Below are 20,031 nucleotides of genomic sequence, written 5' to 3' on the forward strand. Positions count from 1 at the left end.
CTTTCCTTATACCGAACTTCATCTGTAATAACGTAAAGTTTTTCATTGCTGTTCTCTTCTATTGAATCAAATAATCTTCCTACATATCCAGCATCTTGTTCCTCTGCAATGTTAAATATGGAGGGACAACCATCTTCGTCTATAGCAAGGATAGTAGACCCTTCTTCAAATTTACTAATTGCTCCATTTTTGTCAGTCTCTTCGGCTATATAGCTTATTTCCCATCCCTCAAAAGGAGCACCAAAAAGTTCAGCCTGCGCAACTGCACGGTGAACATATACTTCACCGTATTTCGTTATCGTTCGTGTGGAATATTTACCGTAAGAAATGATAATATCCTTCTCGTTACCGTAAATTTCATATTTTCCGCATTTTGCGACCATTTCAAAGGGAGTATTAGAAACCATATCGATCGCATCAAGCAAATTATAATTCATATTTGTTAACCTCCAATTTTTCCTTACCTGGCTTCACTATAAAGTAAGTTATCACTATCATTCAAGAACTTTAGAACAAAGAATTAACACCCGTTTTTTTACAAATAAGCTCAGCCTCCCTCGCGCCGGCGATGCTCTTACGTTCAATTAAATGTCACATTTAACTTTTCCTCCCGAATGTGCTTTCGGCGGTGAACTTCAAGCTGCCATCCTCATTTAGACTTCTAACAGGTACGGTATCTATTATTTACATACATTCTTATCGTGAAGTATAATGGAATTATTACGAAACAAATTGATGTTCCATGCCGCTACCTTTTCTGGCATGGAAGGAGCCGCTTTTCAGCGAATAATCATAGGGTTTAACTAAGGAGACCATTAGGACATACGGGATACGTATGTTCTTTTTGCGTCTCCTTTTTTTATGCCCAAAAACAAGGAGGACTTTGGAATATTGCTAAGGAGACCATTAGGACATACGGGATACGTGTGGCCTCTTTGTGTCTCCTTTTTTAGTACCAAAACAATGAGGACATTGGAATGAATGAGTTTCTGCCGACCGGTATCAACAGTGATGTGTCGCCGGTGAAATGGTATTGGGTTTTCGTTCATGAAGGGATGAGGAAGTACATCGTCTATTCAGACGACGAACTCACTGGGGAACGGCGATTGGCCTTGCACGATGAAGGGTTTGATTTACTTTGGGACTCTGCAATGAGTCGCTCCCAGGCGGTGCAGTATATGAGGATATTCTATCCGGATTACAGCACATTTGAGGTGATCCCTACGCCCATCTCCTTTCGGCAGGCCTGCCACTTTATCAATCTGCACCACCGGCACCATATGGCACCACAAGGGATGAAATTCGCACTTGGTATGAGTAACGGCCAAAAGTTGGTCGGTGTTCTCACTGCGGGTCGCCCGGTCAGTCGTCACAAAGATGATGGATTGACCTTGGAGGTGACCCGTCTATGCGTCAATGGAGCCTACGTCCACCTGTGCAGTAAGCTGTACGCTGCTGCGCGGCGTATTGCTCGTGATATGGGCTATCACGCCTTGATCACCTACACACTGGACGAGGAAACTGGGGTCTCTGTACGCGCTGCCGGATTTCAATTAATGGGCAAAATCTCGGGCGGAAGCTGGAACAGTCTTTCGCGTAACAGGGTAGACAAGCATCCCACGGGTCTTAAAAAGCTTTGGATGCTGCAGATCTGAGGAGCATAAAAAACAAACAAAAATGGAGGAATGTAAAATGAAATATTTCAACCGATTGGTACAGAAGCAACTTTTGCCCGTTCAGCAGTTTGTTAAGTGGAATATGATGCTCGCGACTTTATCGGTGCTCTCAAATGAGAAAGTTCGACTATATGCAGCTCGCAATCGCGGACTTTCACTTCACCGGACGCCGATCCTTCCAACCTGGTACAGCGCTAAGAAGGCGATTCAGAATCGCAAGCCTGGGCAGGAACTGGTATACGTCGATATTCCAATGTGCCTGCTGTTCAGTGGAGATGAGCCGTTTTTTGATTCTTCGCTCAATTGCCATCTGTACAAATTGAAGGGAGAAGGTCTTCGCTTCGCAAAGCGCAGCTGCAGGACATTACGGGTAGCTTAGAAATGGAGGCAATTCATAAAAATCAGGAGTTTGGAGGAGTGCTTCTTCATGCCGAAATCACGACCCGTTGAAGTTCATGTGAATAGCAGAGGGAGAAAGTATTTGAAGCTACAGCAGCTGCTTCACAGTGAAGATGACCATGTTTTTCTTCCGGTGGACGCCAAGCTAAAGACTGACCTTTTCATTAAAGGTTTTTTGGACGGACGAAAGCGGCCGATCCAGATGCAACCTTCCTATGATTCCAGTAACGAAGAAGCTTTCGTGCTGGCGATTGATAAGGGGACTGTCCAGAAAGGTATGGATGGCCAGTTCAGATTCTTTGGACTAGTTCCGCTAGAAAAGACGTATCTAATCCAAGTTCATGAAGCGGATCAATTTCTCGAAAATGTCTGCATGGACTGTGAATTTTACGGTGAAGCCAGCTGCTTCAGAAATGATTTCACTTGTGGGGAAGAGGACCGTGATCGTTTCCGCGATTCACCCCACTTTGAAACCTTAAAAGAAATCCGAGGAGTAAGGAAGCGTCAAACATTTCCCATAATGGGTTGAGGGATATGGCTCTACTCCTTGCCACAGTAAGTTTTTTACTTGGGTAGGGCCAACTCTTTAGTACCTCATAAAACTGATGCAGGAGAAAGGGCGGGGACGTTATCCCTTTCAGATAGTGCAGGTGATATGACCCCACATATTACCGTTTCGGTTGTCCTCTTGTGAGCTGTGAGCTCACTTGAATATAGGACTATAAATGTTTGCACAATCCGATAAGAAATTTACCGTATGTTCAATCTTCTCAGGTGGTGGGCTGTTCGATTTTGGGTTCAAACAAAATTTTGATATCGTTTGGGCAAATGAAATGAGTATGCCAGCAGCCATCTGTTATCAGGCGAACATTGGTAATCATGTTCAGGTTGGAGACCTAACCACAATAAAGCCGTCCGACATTCCACATGCGGACGGTTATATCGGCGGCCCCCCTTGCATTGACTTTAGCTCAACCGGTTCGAATCGCGGGGAATTAGGAAATACCGGTCGGTTAATATGGGTCTACTACGAATTGATTAAGATCAAAAAACCGAAATTCTTCATTTATGAAAACGTTCTGGGAATGGCTAACCGGCATCCTCAAACACTCTCCAGGCTTATCCAGGCGTTTGAGGAAGCGGGCTACAATCTTTCGAGTGAAATCCTGAATGCCTCCAGCTTCGGAACGCCGCAATCGCGGGAGCGAATATTTATTGCTGGTATTCGGAAAGACCTCGGATTCACCTTCAAGTTTCCAGTCCCGTGTATGAAGAAGTTGACGGTAAGAGAGGCCATAGGGGACCTTCCACAGCCGGAAAATGCGTGTTCTGGGGAAAGAGTGCTCGGGAGCTTTCCGAATCATGTTGCGACATGGGAAAGTCCCACGCCTGAGCGGATTGTCGATGTTATTCAGAACCCCCGGTCTCAGTGGCGGGGGATGAGACGTTTATCGTGGGATGCTCTCAGCCCTACACTGACAGCTCACATCGCCAAGGACGGTCGGGAGCACCTACACCCGGAGGAATCGCGTCGTATCACTGTGAGGGAAGCTTTACGGCTAATGGCTGTTCCTGATTGTTTTGTTATTCCAGCAAAGGTACCGTTAAGCCATCAATATCGAATCGTAGGCAACGGTATTGCTTTTCCCGTGGCCACTGCCCTCGCAAGTGCAATGAGGGTTCAGTTAGAAACGTGGATCAGCAGCACTGGGAATCAAGCATCCTGAACATGAATGCGTGGGAGCAGGAAGGTAATAAAGAATAGATAGGAGCTGATGATGTGAGAAGGATCGCGTTTATCACGGAATCTTCTACAAGACAGAGCGAGCCTATGGAGGCTTATAAATTTTATCGGGGTCCTCAATCACGGTGGGTTAATGCCGTAATGGATTACATGATAGAGCGGGACTTTCCGCGGGAGGATATATTCTTTCTGAGTCAGCACGGACAGCGGATCATTGGTTATGATGAGATCGTTACCCCATACCCGATTCAGAAGTATCACCCGCGTAAAGAAAGTAGTCGCCAGTTTGCTGAAAAGATTCTGGCTCATGTGTTTTCATTCAGCCCGCTTCCGTTCGTGGAACTGCATTGCGGCAAAACGGTTGCAGACCCGCTGATAGAGCTGTTCAATCAGCATGGTATCGAATACCGCATGTACGCCGACGGTGTCCCTCTGGGGGCAAAGCCGTCCGCGTACGGCCGGCTGATTGAGGAAGTGCAGAATATTCGCAAACTTAAGGAAATCCAACGTGAGAAATGGCATGTTACTGCGTGTATCCAACACCGGACGCCCCAGGAAGCAAGCCGGCTTGTCACGGACTATGCCGATCGCGCCCAATTATACGGCGTTGAAGGTTTGTTCCGCGAACTTAAGGATCTGCTCGGCAGCTACAACCAAAAGCAAAAAGATGAGAAGAAAGCGATGAAGGAACTTGAAACCGTCTTGAAGCTGGAAGATGCGGAAGAAGAGCTTGTAGGGTTTCTTTACGCGAAGAAAACCGTATCCGATCTTCTTGCAAACCTAACGGAATACGAGCGGCTGAAAGCGAAATTTGGTAAGTCTATCGCTAAATTCACTCTCTACCTTCTGAAGAGGGATTTTTCCCTGCAGACGGAGAATCGGATCAGTGAAACTATGCTTCGTATGCAGATCGCCCTTCTCAAATAAACTAATGGTTGGAGGAAACGATATGGAGACAAATGAATTTGGTGAGCCTCTTCCGATATTCAACGAAGAGCAAATGTTTCGACTCATCCACAAGGACAAGTACCTGATGTTCGTATTCAAGGATATGAGTAAAAGGGGACATTCCCGTACTTTAGTGCTGGAGGTCTTATTCAACGAAAATATTCTCGGGGATACGGCCTATACCGATGAATACGAAGCATGTGCTGAGACAATGTCGAAAGCAAACCCGGCTGATTAAAGGAGAAGCTTGTATGTTGGTAATAGAAATCGGGTTGTCGCCAACTCTCTAATCTCAGGTGTGAAGAAGTAGCGGAGGGGGCTTTCCCCCTTGTGCTTTGAGGTTCAATGTAGCCCACTTCAGCAAGCTCACATAGTGAATAGTAGCACTCGCGCATACGTGCGCGTGAGGATATAAAGAGTCCTGCCTGTTTCCGAATCGCATTATACACGATCCGGAAATGGAGAGATTGGTATGACAACTGCAAATAAGAAAGAAATAAAAACACATAGCCCGATCCGATGGTTCGGAGGAAAGCACTTTTTGGCGAAGCACATTATTCCGCTTTTTCCGGAGCATCATTGTTTTGTGGACGTCTTCGGTGGTGGGGGACATGTGACGGTTGCTAAGCCTACAAGCAAGGTCGAGATATTCAATGACCTGGACAACGAATTGCTGCACTTTCTTTGGACTCTTCGCAATGATAAGCAGGGGCTGATGGCTGCACTCGCTTCGATGCCTACAAGCAGAAGCTTGTTCCATCAGATTTGTAAGTCGCCAACACCTGCAGACCCCATTGAGAGAGCTGCGTACTGGTTCTATTTACTCCGGCAGCGGATTATTCCGACCAATGGAGCGCCGAGTGGATTCCGGTATGGCAAAGTAAAAAATAGCGCAGTAGATTATCAGAATGCGGTAGGCCGACTCGAAACCTTTGAAAGAAGGATGTCAGGCGTGCTACTGGAATGTCTTGATTTTCGCGATGTCATTTCTAAGTATGATGGACCGGAGACTCTGTTTTTTCTGGATCCTCCATATTTTGGGAAGGAAAAACATTATTTTGGTGGATTTACAAAGTCCGACCACATGGAATTAGCACGGATGCTGCATCAAATCCAGGGAAAATGCCTAGTAACGTATTACGGAGATCCATTTATCCTTGATTTGTACAGTGACTTCCATGTTCGGACGGTGACCGCTAGGGTAGGAGCTGTCGTTAAGGCTGAACTCGGCCAAGCACGCCGTAGGGAAACGGAGTTTTTCTTCATGAATTACGATCCAGATTCTCTGATGTAAATAAGCAAGGACCGCGGACATATGAGTCGCGGTCCTTTTTGATTTCCCTAATTAGCTTTGTTATTGACGCCTATACTCGGATTGCACAGCCTCCTGCGCCTTTAATTATATCTTAAGTTAACCTAGTAAACCCGGTTAACCTGTTGTATAATATAGTTATAAAGGTTAACCGATAACGAGGAGGTACTCGAATGTCGAACGAGGCAAAAACGACGAAGGCATACAAGATCAGTCCGGAATTGAAAGAGAAGCTCGAACGACTGGCAGCGGAAAGCGGTCTGGAGACTCAAGAGGCATTCATCGAGCAGCTGGCGGCGCTGTATGAGCTGCAACAGTTGAAAGAGGGAAACGGATCCGGATATCGGAAGCAGATCGAGGAGCTAGAGTATCATCTGAGTCGTCCTCTTGCTCTGTTCACGTCTATGATCGAGACGGAGGCGGCGGATCGGCTCCAGTTGTCTCAGCAGCACGAGGAGAAACAGGCAGCGGTCGCGGTTACGATTTTCGCTCAGGAGCAGGAGATCGCGGATCTCCAAAAGGGATTGAAGTCCCAAGCCGATGAAGTGGCGCGTCTCACGAAAGAGAATGATGCTCAGGCGAAGCTCAGCGAACAGCTGGAGGCTGCGGCTCATGATAAAGGTTTGCTCGTCGAGGAGTACCGCCAGCGGATCGACACGCTATCCGGATTGGTGAACGAATACAAGGTAGCAGCCAATGAGAACAAGGATCTCAAAACTAAGCTATCCGAATTTGCCACTTTTACCGAGAAACAGGCAGCTCGTATAACGGCTCTGGAGGGCGCTCTCGCCGCTCTGGAAGCGTCGCATGTTGAACATCAGAGACAAGCCGAGGAACGTCACCGTGTGGAGCTGGAGCTACTCTCAAAGCAGAAAGACGCGGAGAGGAAAGAGGCGCTCGCTGATCTCAGGGATAAGCAGCAGGACAAGCTCGAACAGGCGACGGAGGAGATCCGGAAGCTGTACGCTCAAATCGAGCAGCAGCGTAAAGATTATGAGCAGCAGATCGCGAAGCTTCAGCAGCCAGCGCAAGAGACTCCTCCTCAAAATTAATAAAAGGCTCCTCCCAAGTTGGGTGGAGTCTTTCTGTGTTATAGAGTTAAAAGGTTTTTTCATATGAGAAATGTTCGACCTTCCACTTGGAATGTGGGTTATGTTATTTATATGAACCTTTGTATTTACACTATCTTTAGCCAAGTTGTATACTTAAATCATTACGAATCATCTTAATTTTCCTTGCCGTCACATTTTCGCGTAAGGAAGGAGTAGCTTTACAGCGATATAAGCATAGGTTCAATCATTTGGAGCGCAATAAGACATACGGAATCCGTATGCCTTTTTTTGTGCTCTTTTTTGTGTTGTGCCAAAAAAAAGGAGGCTTTTGATCAGTATGGAGGATATTAATACAAAAAATCTCTACATCAAGTCATGGTTCTTATCTCCGGAAGCTATTGAAGAAAAGTTAGGCGGTTATCAACTTCCTTGGAAGCGGATATCGCGCCAATTCTTCTTTACGGTGACAAGTGATACCTATGATGCGGTGATGGCGGCAATTGCTCCGGTGAGCCTGGAAAATGGGTCAGTCATTCGCGAGAGTGACATCGACTATGTATCCGGGACTACTCAGGATCTTATTAGCCGGCTAAGAGAGGCTTACGGAGACGAGAATATAATTACCTCATGTGAGCAGATCGAAAATGTTTGTGTTTCTAAGATGGCCAATAATCGAGGAGGAATCAAATAATGTCAACTTATTTAAACCGACTTGAGGCCATTATGGAAGCGTATGACTGCAATGAGAGTGAGGCCGTCGGCATTATGAAAATCGAGTTTGCTCATGATGAGTTGCCTGAAGAGGATGAAATAGACAGGCTCATGCGTCTCGATGAAGATGATTAAGTGATCATCCAGAGGAATAACGTAGCAATGGAAAGGCCCGCGGACATTTACCATATTATCTGATTGTGGTAATTCATCCGTTTGGAAACATGTCCTCACCCGCTGCACCGGGAAGATCAGTGATCCTTCCCGGTGCAGGCGGGGGGGTATTTGAGGGGGGAATTCGTATGATTCAACAACCATTTGCTAATGATTTCAGTGATATTCAAGTTGTACGGGAGTATGAAGAATTGTGCAATTATGCAGCAAGGTTGATGAGCGAGGAGAATATAACCTTTACCTGGGCGCTCCTACAGTTTGAACAGACCGCTAGACCTCACCGTGTTCTGGAAGTGCTAACCGGTGCTGTGAAAACTACCGAGCAGTTGGAGCGGGATGTTCGTCGGCTCATTTGGGCAGATAAGCCTTGCAAACTAGGTTCCGAGTTTCGGGAAATAGATCTTGTAGAGGCAATGAAATTATTTATGGAGGACATACCTGTCTATGTGGAATGGGAGAAGCTGCAGCTGGTGAAAAAAAGTACCTGGTGCGAGATGAATGTCAATCACCTTCAGGCTGGAAAATGGTATGTCAAAGTAAATCAGGATGGAATGTAGAACTGAGACTGATCGAATCGGTCAAAAGTAAAAAGGCGGTAATAGGTACCTATAACACGGAAGGAGGAAAGTCCCTCGGCAACATCGGGGGCTTTCCCCGATCCTTGCTGGGGGATACCCATTTATGAACAATTCGAAATTACTTCTTAAGAAGGTATATACGGTCAGTAGTAAGCATGAAAAACCTCGACTCTGGCTTCAGAGTCTCGTGTGTGAAGCTGCTGGCTTTACGCCAGGAGATGATTTATATGTTCAAGTCAATGAGGCTGATAAGCTGATTAGCATTCAGAACAGACCGTATGAAGAAGGTGCAGGCGTACATGAGGTTAGCGTGTCGTCTCGAAAGAACCGTATTAGTGGGCAACAGCGGCCACTGGTGGATACATGCGGAGATCGCTACTCAACCATCCTCTGCATTCAGGAGAAAATTGAAATTTCAGTATATCGTAACGGTGAGGAGGGGCATGTAATTGTGCGCCCGCTCCGGTTCAAATTGTTTGAATCGGAAACTTTTAATTCCCCATCAGACGAACGTATTCGCCTTCTGTCGATCTGTGCAGGAGCTGGTATTGGTACGGCCTGCTTTGTAGATAGTGCCTACTACACAGCAACCATGGAGGTTGAGGTCGAGGATGATAGTGCTTCTGTTCTGAAGCATAATTTTCCAAACAGCTATTTATTCAACGGCGATCTACGAGACTGCCATACCGTTGCAAAGGCAGACGTGGCGTTTGTGTCACTGGATTGCTGCGAGTATAGCAGCCTAGGGAATTTAGATCAAGGATACTTCCGCAATTTGGTGCTTGGAACTTATAAGATTTTGAATAGTGCCAACGCTAGAGTTTTATTTTTTGAAAATGTCCCTCAGTTTTACAACTCTACGTCCTACAATGAGTTGCGCGAATTACTGAGTAATGACTATCCGTATATTGTGGGTCCTATTCAATTAGAAAGTTATGACTTTGGCAGCATTGCCTTGCGGAATCGGTCATATGCGGTGTACTTCCAGGAGAAGGATGATTTTGATCTTTTTCAGGTTCCGAAGCCGCCGGCAGTTCGTCATAAACTGCTTAAGGAGTTTTTGGATCCGGCTTCAACTGAACATGAATGGAAGAGCCTGGACAAGTGGATGGAAAGCTTTAATAAGAAGGCAGAGAAGAACAATGCATGGGCCAACCGAGGCTTGGAGAAGACCTTTGTTGACGAGAATGCCTCAGTTATTCAATGTGTAGCGAGACGGTATAGAAGTCATTCAGCAAGTAACAGTTATGTTTTAAATAAGGATAAGACCCAATGGCGGTTTTTAACTGTCAGTGAACTGCGACGAATTTTTTCTATTCCTGACTGGTTCTCTTGGCCAGCGCATATTTCACTCTCAAGAATCTATGAGCAAATTGGTCAATCAGTTTGCGGAAGGGCGATTCGTAGTTTCTCCAACGCAATCGCCTCTGTTTTCTTTCGCCGGTTCGCTAAGGATCAAGGAAGCAAGAAAAAGAAGAACGACGAATCTTTTGCCTTATCGCTGGATCAGTCCGGCCAGATTGGATTCATGTTCTCATAAGATGATCAAAAGGTTCCGCTTCAGAAGCAATAAGGACATCGTCCTGATTTATTTGGAGCGGGATTCAGCAGATGCTATGGTGGAAATATATTATTGTTGTAGATTGTGTAGCGTATTGAAAAGGAAGTGTAATTATCAAAGAAGCGGCTTTAGGGGACTAATCTCTGAGGCTGCTTCTTTACTTTATCCACAAATCTATTAAAAAACGGAATCTATCTTCTCTATGTTTATCTTTTTAATACTACTTATAATATTGTTTATTAATTGTTTACTTGTTTAACTATGCTGAAACCCTTACTGCGTAAGGATTTAGAGTCCTATATGTCCGTATGTACGGAACGAAAAGTACGTGTTTACGGGGTCATTTGTCCTTAAAAAGGGAATGAAATGTCCTGTGAATAGGGACGAAATGTCCTTACTTACGGGGTCTATTGTCCGTACAAACGGGGTTGTGTCCGTATAAACGGGGCATTATGTCCGTATAAACGGGACGTGATCACCTTGATGTTGAGATTATTAGCTGAGGAAGGGTTTAAATATTTGATATGTCCGTAAAAAAGGGGTGTTCAATATTGTTTTCGAATTCAAAGGCTCTAAAATACCCCTATTCTTACCATATTCCTCCGATTCATACGTAGAACCTCCCCGTTTATGCGGACATTTCGCCTTCTAGCTTCCTAATGGTTGTGAAAATCCTTTAACAAATAAGGCAATTTAGATGTACGTTCCTTTTATAAGGACATATTGTTTAGTGATGATGATCATTTCATGAAGAAATTCATAAAATATTTTTACCCCGTTTGTACGGACATATAAAATAGGTTTGGTGAAGGGATGTTTTTCCAATCCCTTAATATCAGGCTTCTTTATGCATTGAAGTCTATATTGTGGTTCCGTTTTTACGGACATATCAATAACAGTAATTTTTTATCCGAATTATTCCATTTTCCCCTCTCGAAAAATCGGATATAGTAGTTTTGTAGGGAGGGATCGGATATGAGCTCGAAAACAAATGACCTAGATGTTCTGGATATTGAAGAAAACGGTCAACTGACATTAAATATGCCTGAAGTAGTAGAGGCTAACATAAAAGATTATTACTGGGTTAACCAGTCGCGGGAGATTATTAATGCGCAGCAGGATCTTGATCTCACGGAACGTCGTTTGATCTTCTCGCTAGTCTCTCTCGTACAGCCAGATGATGAAGAATTTAAAAGTTATACGGTTTCTATTAAGGACTTGGCAAACCTGATCGGGGTAGAAGGAAAATCCTTTTACGAACGTGTTGAAAAGGCAATTGATCAACTGCAGTCCAAACAAATTGTATTTTCCAATGATCAAACACGTCAGAAGATTACCTGGGTACAGAGTGCGACGTATATGGATGGAGAAGGACGGGTAACGATCAAGCTTTCAGAGGATTTAGCACCGTTTTTCCGGAACCTTAAGCGTGCCTATACCAAGTTCCGACTGAAAAACGTCATTAAGTTGAAGTCTGAATATAGCTGGCGGTTGTATGAGCTACTGAAGGAGAGGGAGTTCCGTAAAGAGAGGGTTCTTAAGATCAGTGAGTTAAGGCATCTCTTAAATATACCAAGTGAGAAATACAAGATGCTGAAGCATTTAAGGGAATTGATCGATAGAGCACAACAAGAACTTGAGGAAAAGACAGATATCACCTTCACCTATGATATACATAAGCGGGTAGGACGCTCAGTGGAATCATTTATTTTTCGTATAAGCAAGAATAACAAGAACGTGAATAATGAACAGGAAAGCGCCAATTATGATGCAGAAACGCTTCTGCAGCTGCTTGCGGAGAATGGGATCCACCGAAAAAAGGCCGTTCAACTCGCCAAGACCTACCATCCATTCTATATCGAAGAAAACGTTCTTCATGCCCAGGGGATGAATGCGGGACAAACGGTACGAAACATGGCCGGTTATATAGTCAAAGCGATTGAGGAGAACTATGCCAATTCGCTACATGATACTCCGCTGGATGATCCACTGTTTGGAATGGAGCTAAGAAATGTCGAACAAGGTATCGAGGAAATGACCGCGGTTGACATTGAAGTACTTAAAAATATCGTGATCAATTTCAAGGCATTGCTTACTCGCCTAACAGAACCATCGGCCGAACGCCTGCAGCAAATCGCGATTGAACGGGACGAAATGTTAATGCAAGGATTGTCTACGATTCAGAAGAAGCGTAAAACTCTTAATAGGCCGCCTCTATTGTATGATGACGTTATAGGTGACCCATACTTAAGACAGGCATACGAGAAATGGGAGTCGTCTGAGTATACGTATTAAGCAGTTTAACGGGGGGGGGGGGTCTTCCAGGGTTGTCACCGCCCCGTTAAGCATTGTATAATTTTGTTATTACGAACCACAATTTCTTTTCTTCGCAGCTACATTTTCTGCGAAGATGGAGTCCGCTATTTTTAGCGTATACGAATAGGGTTTAATTTAGGAGACCATTTGAACATACGGGAAACGTATGTTTTTTTGCGTCTCTTTTTTTGTGCCCAAAAACAAGGAGGAAATTCATATGGAACACGAAGGACGAATGATGGTATGTGGTGGGACACTGGAAAATGATGATTTTTTGTTTTCTTCATCCGGTGGCCTTTTTATTCGGTGTTTCACCGATCCGAACGGTCAATATGCCGAATATCTCCTACATACGCCAGATGAGCTTCACAAGATTTCTTCGGGTGAGATGATCATCCTGGAGAAGCAGGAGGAAATGTTTTTCGGAAGGTATCTCGGGAAACTTTATGCAAATGACACATTCATTATTGGGAGGAACATTATTATATGGACAGATATGAGTTTGTAGATAGCAAGAACAAGGTTGCTGTCAGCGATCGGCTCCGGGATTACAACCTCATCCTGACCGATGTATGGGACTTTCTAGAACGTGCTGGATTTTTGTTCCATGGAGTCATCCGAGATTGGTCTGCAGTATTTTTCCAGCAGTCCTTTTTCGTGTTGCATACTTTCCTGAAGGATAAACCGCTGGAAGGATGTATTCCAGAGGACAGCAACTTGCACTGGGATATGATATTTGAGTGCGAATCCCCTGCGGCCGTACTCTTTTCATTCCTGGAGCAGACTGGATTCCGGCTGATGATTCCTGTTCAAGCGATGATCGATGCGATGATCGATGATGGAGGGAATTGGCATTACCAAAGCCCGAAACATAAATTTCAAATGTACTGCTTCCATTCATCTTGTGTTCTGCTTTTGGAAGTCTACCTGCAGAATCAAATTCCACCGTATGGGGCCCAAGAGGAGCCAATGCCGTACCCGGTTGATCGTTGCCAACCCTTTCTCGATTTTGAAGTCGAAATGAACGATACGGGTAAGAGTACCCGCGTTCGGGTCATTGAAGGGGAGACGCTGGATATTTTAGAGAAGGTCGATGATGACCTGATGGAAGTCACTCGGGGACGAATTAAAAAGATCTATGATGATCACTCTCGGATTGGGTTGTTAATGAGTGGCGGCAAAGACAGCCGATGTGTAGCGCAGTTGATGATTGAGCATGCCATTGCCAATCCGGATCCGACAAAGAAAATAATGATTATAACCTCGGACACGCTCGTTGAAAATCCGGGAGTGAAGTCCGGAATTCTCGCACTTCGAGATGCACTGGCTAAGGCCCTTCCTTGGGTGGAATATCATATTGTTGAGCCCAAGGAAGATGAAACCCTCATGGTTTGCATCATTGGGAAGGGTTATCAAGCTGCAAGTGTTACTTTCAAGTACTGCGTCCGCCGTTTAAAGATTGAACCGGCACGCGATTTTCTTGAAGCTGTGTTCCTAGCAGAAGGTGCTGATGATACCTGTCTTGTCATGGGCAGCCGTGATAACGAGAGTGGTAATCGGAAAAGAAGTTTGGAGAAATATTTCGGAGATGATTTCTATGGCCATCACCCAGTTGGCAACATTCGCACAGCCAGTCCTATTCGGGATTGGACGAGCCAGGAGGTTGTTACCTACCTTGCCTTTAATCGAGCGCCATGGAGTAAGTATGGTGCCCGTAATACCGAGCTCCTGCTATTCTACGGTAGTGCGGCGGGTAGCGAGTGTCCTCTTGGCGCTGCAGTCGTCAATGATAACGAAGCAATGATGCAATGCGGGAAATCCGCTCGCACTGGCTGTTATGCCTGCACGATCTCAAATGACCGAAGCATGGGAAATCTGATCAGCACATATCCGGAATATGAAAAGTATTACCAGTTCCGCGGAATTCTAAAAGCTATCGCCCAGGATATCCGCTATGGAGGTATGGTCGGACTACAACGCATCGGTAAGTCAAAGATCGGGCGTGGCATCGGAGACTTAACCATTGACTGCAGAACTCATATTTTGAAGGCTATGCATCAGTTGGATATCGAATGGCGGGAAAGCGAAATTATGACCGCTTATCAAATGGTTCTCCACCGGGAAGAGATAGAGGGTTTCCCTGTCACTGAACGTTTCCGCGAAGCTATTTATGCACTTGTCGGCGTATCCGGCGGTTTTCGTGGGATGCTGTGCCATCCAGTTTTTGACCCATATGGATCTGGGGTGGACCAGTTTACTGCAGAGGACGTTGCAGCCATTGAACGAGTTAAGGCCAGGCAAAAAGAACGTGAGCTAATCGCGACGGTATTATAGAGTTTTAGTGTCAGGCCATGTTATTCCCGGCCAGGCGGGATGGATCGAAAATCCTCCCGCCTGGAAGCGGGAGTACATGTGGAGGTATTACCTAATGTCTACTGAACAAATCAAATTTTCTCTCTTTGATTACTTTTCCGGTTCCTCTGTAGGTATTGCTGAAGTGGTTTCGACTCAACTTGAGAAGAATAGAGAAGTGCCTAAGGGATTTTTCATACCGACAGATTTCAGTTCGTTCTTCCTCGATGCAAAGGGACGTGAACCTTACTGGAGTAGGGATCATGATCTTTTTGCTCGGGCGTTTGAAGACTGGATCGAAGACGAGCTCGTCGAACGCGGGATGACCAACTCCTATCTTGTAAGTGGTACCCGCTACGGCGGCCCTTATCCGCAAAGTAAAGAGAGGGAAACCATTAATGAAGTATTTCGGGCATGGTGGCATATCCTTCTCGACTCCGGCATTCTCCAAAACGAGGGAACATGGAAAAGAGGTTAGTATCTGCAGATATGGCTCAAATTGAACAGCTGATCGAACATAAACGGGAGGAAATGCACGAAGCAAGCGATCGGTATGGAATGTTATCGGGTAGAGTATTAAAAATATCGCAAGAGCTTGATGTGCTGCTAAACAAATATCAGCAGATTTCGGCTTTGTTATGTAAAAGACAATAGTTTTGAAGCAGGTTGCTCCGGCAGCCTGCTTTATTTATTTTTTTACAAGCTTCGGGCCACTCACTCTTGCTGTACTCTTTAGCATGATAGACGCTAGTTTCATTGCTTCTTCTTTCGTTATGCCTTTTTGCTTTTTTGCCATAATAGATCATCTCCTGATTTCATAGATTAATAACATCATCGGCCGTTTTGGGGGCTATTATACATAGTTGGCTTGTTCTAACACCATTATGGAGAGTCATATACTTGTCCTAAATGGAATTGTGGAATTATGTCCATGGACTAAATGATTAAATGCAGAAAGGGGAGACGGTAATGAATACCACTCTTAATTCAATATTTCGCCCTGTAGGCGATCCAGGAAGGCTGAAGGAGACGAAAGCACCTACTAAAGAGATTAAGTCTTCTAGCTCAAGTCAAAAGGCTCAGAAAGCCTCACAGCGCGTCAGGAAAGTACGATCAGATAAGAAGATGGATATTAAGTTCCCTGTCACTCCTCTGCAGCGTCAAGAGTTACGCCGGCTTGCGAAAGAGTTACGTATCCAAGATAAGCAGCCAAGTAAAAAATATGAAACGATATCCAATACGGTTCTACTTAAGAAGGCTATCGATCAGGCGGCCATCTTTCCTGAACGTTACCCACCGCTGCTATACACCGATACCCGGCAGTATATGCATGTTGAGCCATTGCGGCAGCAATATGAGCTAATCGAGGAATTAGCCTTCATGTGGAATCTTTCTTTGCGTAAGACAGTGTACCGGCTGATCATGAATCTAATCTACCGAGGGGAAGTCGATATTATTGCGAATCGAGAGGGAAAGTAACAGTATTCCAGATAAGCTCCGGAGGCTGGCGGGTGAGGAGAGCTGGGCGGATATATTGTTTCGATCCAGACGCCTGGTTCCTTTGAAGGTTCGTGCTGAAGAAATTGATTTTACCCGTGCAGAGGTTTTTATTGCTGATATCAATAAAAAAACAAAAGGGGCATTCGCGGGTTTCACCGTTGAACATCTCATTTATGTTTTATACGATGACTTTTTGCTTCACGTTCGGGAAAACCTGAGTGAAGTGAGGGTGGATGAAAGTACCGTTACCATGGAAGATGCGGTAATGAGCTTAAGCAGTAGGCGCAAATTATACTTCCCTCGTGTGAAAAAACATGAGATCGCTGAAAACTCTAATGCTCCTAAACAATGGGCCTTTCTGGAGGTTCGTTTGAAGCGGGAAATGGCCCAACGAGGAGAAATATTCTTATATGACGCTTCAACCGTCTTTCCTAAATTTGAAATGACACTTGAAGAACTGCTGTCTATCTTATTGTGTGATTTTGTCGCTCAGCTTCGGAGGGGAAATCAGAAGCAGTTGGTGAGCTCTATCCTGGACAAGTTTTATTCCCATGATTTCGATTAAGCTGTTCATCATATGGAGATGATTCTTTTAAAAATAAAAAGATTGTTTTTATTAGTTACTTCGTGCTTATTCAATTGTATTTATTCGGTATCAAATTTTGAGAGAGGGTATATCAAAATTTGATACCGGGAGGACTCAATTTTTGATAGGTGGAATTCGCCTATAAAATTTTGACCCCCCTATGTCAATTTTTTATAGGCGAAATTTTTGTGGATAAGTCGGGTGTCAATTTTTGAGATAGGGTCAAAAATGAGGGGGATCAATAATTTATAGGTCGCCTATAAATTATTGAGAGGAGGGTATCAAAATTTTATAGGCGGGCATAGACGCTTTGTGTCAGAAGTTATTACAGGAATCAGTGGATTGTGCCAAGTGTAGGGATTGGATCACTGTCATAAGAATAGTTTAGCAACCAGCTAACATTCGTCGAACCGTGGTATTATATAAGTTGGAATACCTAATTACTGGGATAGTTACAACCAGGTTTGATGAGGAGTAGATTATTATGTCATCTAATTTTTTTGCATATTCAGGCTACGATCATACAGATACTGATGAGTTATGGATAAATGCCATAATCTCATTGGATACTAATACACTCTTAAATACATATAAAATGACCCCTGATGGTCGAAAACAGTTTTTACGCGTTCTTCAGACCTTTAAAGAACGTCTCTGGATGCCTTATCAGATAGGGAAGGAGTTTTATTCCAATCGGCGTTTGGTTATTGAAACTGAACTTAAGGCATTAGGAGAGACAAAACAATCTTTAAAAAATAGCATAAAAACAATGGCAGATGGGCTAGAAAAATCAGCAATACGATTTCGTCCACAACTTGCAAATGATTTACAAAAGGAACTTAATTACTTAAAAGACAAAATTTCTTTAATGATCGATCAATGCCCTGATAAAATGGACAGAAACGAATACTTTGTCGGACCTACGTTAAAGGTTGATGATCCAATCTCAAAAGAGATATTTGAAATTTTTGGTGATAAAATAGGTGACGGCTTTAATCCTAGAGAACTCTTGGAAATTTATGAGGAAGGTGCAAATCGGTACAATCTTAGTATCCCTCCCGGTTTTAAAGATGCAGTTAATAAAGAAGATTACAGAAAATATGGTGATTTAGTTATATGGAAAGAGTTAATTCGAAGGGCTACTGAAAAAAAACAACCTATTATATTTATTACTGACGATTCAAAGCCTGATTGGTGGGAGAGACACAACCAACTTAAGAGACCCCATCCTGAGTTGTTGGATGAATTCTACAGAAGTTCGGGTCAATACGTTCATATTTATTCATACAATGAGTTTATCGACCGAGCATCGGTAATAATTACAAATTTTCCGGAGTCTGCAAAGGCTGTGGAGGAAATTATGACCATCAACGAGGAAGAGCGAGAAAGGTTATTGGAACATAAGGAAATGCACACTACTCCGATGCCAGGTGATATTTACAACATAAGGAGAATACCAAGTGAGCCAGATGTGATACCGGTACTTCTCATTAATGAGTTGGAAAATGGATTATTTCATGCCTTCCCTATAACTTCGAGTCGCAACTTATTAAATATAAAATTTCCAACTATATATTGTGCGGGAAAATTATTTGCAGTTCTAATAGACTGTAAGCAGTTGGTGCATACTGAGTCCTTAAGAGCTTTATATGATCGTATAGATCAGCAGCAATTATTAAATGTTTTAGATAACACAAGTAAAGTGTTAGATTAGACCAAGTGACTATCTATGTACTTGTTCCAGCGACAGTATAGGACCCTATTTCTCGTCCTTGCTGTCGCTGTTCCAATTTCTAGTATTAGTCTGAAAACTTGTTCTATAGAGTCTGACGGTATGAAAATTTGAAAATTAGTCGGCTGTGCTGCAGCACGGCGTGCGCTCTCTCTTGGAGATCCGGGTTTCGCCGTCTAGGGACGGAGACTCCTTATTTCAGATCTTCAGTCTAAAACTTATAACTCGTAGGCTGGAAAATTCAACAGCACAAAAATCAAAAAGGGAGCCGACTGGCTCCCTGTGGGTTTATAACACAGTTTTTATTTTGATTTCTTGAATTTGATTATCGATTGTGCTCAGAACTTCCATGATAAGCGGCTGATAACGAGTTTCCAGCCATTCAGTCACTAAGTTGTGAGGGGTGTAGATTATGAGCGTACCGGATTGATTGATAGCGAAAGTTCCTTTGAACCAATTGTCATATGATGGTCTCGATACAATTTTGCTGATTTGATCCAATACAGAGGTCCATCGAGCTTGATCTTCTTTGGTCTGTTCTTCCTGCAGCAGACGTCGACTGATCCCAGATTGCTTCTCCGCTTCGAACAATGACATCTGTTTCGGTTTTAAATAAACGGTTCCTTTTTGTTCGAGAGAGATAAAGAATTCATCATAATTAACAGAAGGATCCAGTTCGAGCTGTTGTTCACTTGTTGTCATCAATTTACGAAGATATTTATCGTGGTCGTCTTGAAGTATTTTAGGGAGTTGGGCGCATTGCTCTTGAGAGAGCAAGGGAACCTTTTTCCTCATTTTGAATAGCGGGCTTTCGTTTGTATTGTTATTGTCAGCGTTTTGGACATTGAACGTAATGACGAAACCGTATGATTCGAGCACATTAAGATATTTCTTCACTGTATTGCGACTCATTTTCATTTTGTGAGAAATGAGCTCCAGGTTGGGCCAGCAGTAATCCTTCTCACCGTAGCAATACCGTTTCAAGTGGGCGTATAACGCAATTCCCTCAGCACCGAGGAGATATCCCCAATAGTCGAACATATAATTGTTGATGATGGTTAGGTGACCGTCGACATACGGGATGTTCTGACTGTACTTGTCCAAAGAGATGTTTCGAACTACTTCTTCGTCGAAGTAAAGTCTCTCCAGTTCTTCTTCAAAATACGACTGTTCTTTGCCTCGTACGATTCTCGTTTTTGGAATTCGATTCCCACTCAGTTTCTCTCGGTAGTAGCGTAATTTGGCCGATCCATCCTTCAAATTTTTCTTCTCAGACATAAATAAATCCCCCTAATCGTCCTACCGAAAAGGCATACTTAAGAGAGAAGAAGCTTTATTTTTCAAAAACGATGTGATACAATGATCACATATGAATTCGAGATAAAACTTC

General features: G+C 43.8%; 22 protein-coding genes. 20 read left to right on the plus strand and 2 right to left on the minus strand.

What is annotated here, in order from left to right; all coding sequences use genetic code 11:
- Positions 1-437: hypothetical protein (locus AQR02_RS27870; protein WP_159067861.1), on the minus strand; the 437-nt coding region annotated here is incomplete at its 3' end.
- A 540-nt stretch (positions 438-977) separates the two neighbouring features.
- Between AQR02_RS27870 and AQR02_RS27875 the strand changes: the two genes are divergently transcribed.
- The 20 genes from AQR02_RS27875 (at position 978) to AQR02_RS27960 (ending at position 18,623) form a co-directional block, all read left to right on the plus strand.
- Positions 978-1,655: an XF1762 family protein gene (locus AQR02_RS27875; RefSeq protein ID WP_082452122.1), complete on the plus strand. Its 678-nt coding sequence runs from the start codon at positions 978-980 to the stop codon at positions 1,653-1,655.
- Between the two features lie 37 nt (positions 1,656-1,692).
- Positions 1,693-2,055, plus strand: coding sequence for a hypothetical protein (locus AQR02_RS27880; RefSeq protein ID WP_054943592.1), 363 nt, complete (start codon positions 1,693-1,695; stop codon positions 2,053-2,055).
- Between the two features lie 48 nt (positions 2,056-2,103).
- Positions 2,104-2,604, plus strand: coding sequence for a hypothetical protein (locus AQR02_RS27885; RefSeq protein ID WP_054943593.1), 501 nt, complete (start codon positions 2,104-2,106; stop codon positions 2,602-2,604).
- Positions 2,605-2,800: 196 nt separating this feature from the next.
- Positions 2,801-3,802, plus strand: coding sequence for a DNA cytosine methyltransferase (locus AQR02_RS31670; protein WP_082452123.1), 1,002 nt, complete (start codon positions 2,801-2,803; stop codon positions 3,800-3,802).
- 167 nt (positions 3,803-3,969) lie between these two features.
- Positions 3,970-4,746, plus strand: coding sequence for a hypothetical protein (locus AQR02_RS27895; RefSeq protein WP_209444327.1), 777 nt, complete (start codon positions 3,970-3,972; stop codon positions 4,744-4,746).
- 22 nt (positions 4,747-4,768) lie between these two features.
- A complete protein-coding gene (locus AQR02_RS27900) occupies positions 4,769-5,005 on the plus strand; it encodes a hypothetical protein (protein ID WP_054943595.1) in 237 nt (78 codons plus the stop codon).
- A 234-nt stretch (positions 5,006-5,239) separates the two neighbouring features.
- Entirely contained in the window at positions 5,240-6,061 is an 822-nt protein-coding gene (locus AQR02_RS27905; RefSeq protein WP_054943596.1) for a DNA adenine methylase, read from the plus strand.
- Between the two features lie 191 nt (positions 6,062-6,252).
- Positions 6,253-7,131, plus strand: a complete 879-nt coding sequence (locus AQR02_RS27910) for a coiled-coil domain-containing protein (protein WP_054943597.1) — start codon at positions 6,253-6,255, stop codon at positions 7,129-7,131.
- Between the two features lie 337 nt (positions 7,132-7,468).
- Positions 7,469-7,822: a hypothetical protein gene (locus AQR02_RS27915; RefSeq protein WP_054943598.1), complete on the plus strand. Its 354-nt coding sequence runs from the start codon at positions 7,469-7,471 to the stop codon at positions 7,820-7,822.
- Positions 7,822-7,977, plus strand: a complete 156-nt coding sequence (locus tag AQR02_RS32695) for a hypothetical protein (protein WP_159067862.1) — start codon at positions 7,822-7,824, stop codon at positions 7,975-7,977. Before AQR02_RS27915 ends, AQR02_RS32695 begins: the two co-directional genes overlap by 1 nt.
- A 167-nt stretch (positions 7,978-8,144) precedes the next feature.
- Entirely contained in the window at positions 8,145-8,573 is a 429-nt protein-coding gene (locus AQR02_RS27920; RefSeq protein WP_054943599.1) for a hypothetical protein, read from the plus strand.
- Between the two features lie 124 nt (positions 8,574-8,697).
- Positions 8,698-10,134 (plus strand): DNA cytosine methyltransferase, encoded by a 1,437-nt coding sequence (locus AQR02_RS27925; protein ID WP_054943600.1) that lies wholly within the window; start codon positions 8,698-8,700, stop codon positions 10,132-10,134.
- A gap of 996 nt (positions 10,135-11,130) precedes the next feature.
- Complete coding sequence (locus tag AQR02_RS27930) at positions 11,131-12,450, plus strand: replication initiation protein (protein ID WP_054943601.1); 1,320 nt, start codon at positions 11,131-11,133, stop codon at positions 12,448-12,450.
- Positions 12,451-12,688: 238 nt separating this feature from the next.
- Positions 12,689-12,979, plus strand: coding sequence for a hypothetical protein (locus tag AQR02_RS27935; protein ID WP_054943602.1), 291 nt, complete (start codon positions 12,689-12,691; stop codon positions 12,977-12,979).
- Complete coding sequence (locus AQR02_RS27940; RefSeq protein WP_054943603.1) at positions 12,958-14,805, plus strand: phosphoadenosine phosphosulfate reductase domain-containing protein; 1,848 nt, start codon at positions 12,958-12,960, stop codon at positions 14,803-14,805. Before AQR02_RS27935 ends, AQR02_RS27940 begins: the two co-directional genes overlap by 22 nt.
- A 94-nt stretch (positions 14,806-14,899) precedes the next feature.
- Entirely contained in the window at positions 14,900-15,301 is a 402-nt protein-coding gene (locus AQR02_RS32145; RefSeq protein WP_054943604.1) for an LPD1 domain-containing protein, read from the plus strand.
- Entirely contained in the window at positions 15,286-15,477 is a 192-nt protein-coding gene (locus AQR02_RS31675; RefSeq protein WP_245237777.1) for an aspartyl-phosphate phosphatase Spo0E family protein, read from the plus strand. The genes AQR02_RS32145 and AQR02_RS31675 overlap by 16 nt, the downstream gene beginning before the upstream one ends.
- A gap of 315 nt (positions 15,478-15,792) precedes the next feature.
- Complete coding sequence (locus AQR02_RS27950; protein WP_054943605.1) at positions 15,793-16,302, plus strand: hypothetical protein; 510 nt, start codon at positions 15,793-15,795, stop codon at positions 16,300-16,302.
- Entirely contained in the window at positions 16,280-16,888 is a 609-nt protein-coding gene (locus tag AQR02_RS27955; protein WP_054943606.1) for a hypothetical protein, read from the plus strand. The genes AQR02_RS27950 and AQR02_RS27955 overlap by 23 nt, the downstream gene beginning before the upstream one ends.
- Positions 16,889-17,393: 505 nt before the next feature.
- Entirely contained in the window at positions 17,394-18,623 is a 1,230-nt protein-coding gene (locus AQR02_RS27960) for a PIN-like domain-containing protein (protein ID WP_054943607.1), read from the plus strand.
- 306 nt (positions 18,624-18,929) lie between these two features.
- On the opposite strand, the gene AQR02_RS27965 is transcribed toward AQR02_RS27960, so the two are convergent.
- Positions 18,930-19,919 carry a helix-turn-helix domain-containing protein gene (locus AQR02_RS27965; protein ID WP_054943608.1) on the minus strand — a complete coding sequence of 330 codons (990 nt, stop codon included), beginning with the start codon at positions 19,917-19,919 and terminating at the stop codon, positions 18,930-18,932.
- Between the last annotated feature and the right edge of the window lie 112 nt (positions 19,920-20,031).

The sequence above is a fragment of the Paenibacillus ihuae genome, assembly GCF_001368795.1.
GTDB lineage: Bacteria > Bacillota > Bacilli > Paenibacillales > Paenibacillaceae > Paenibacillus_AQ > Paenibacillus_AQ ihuae.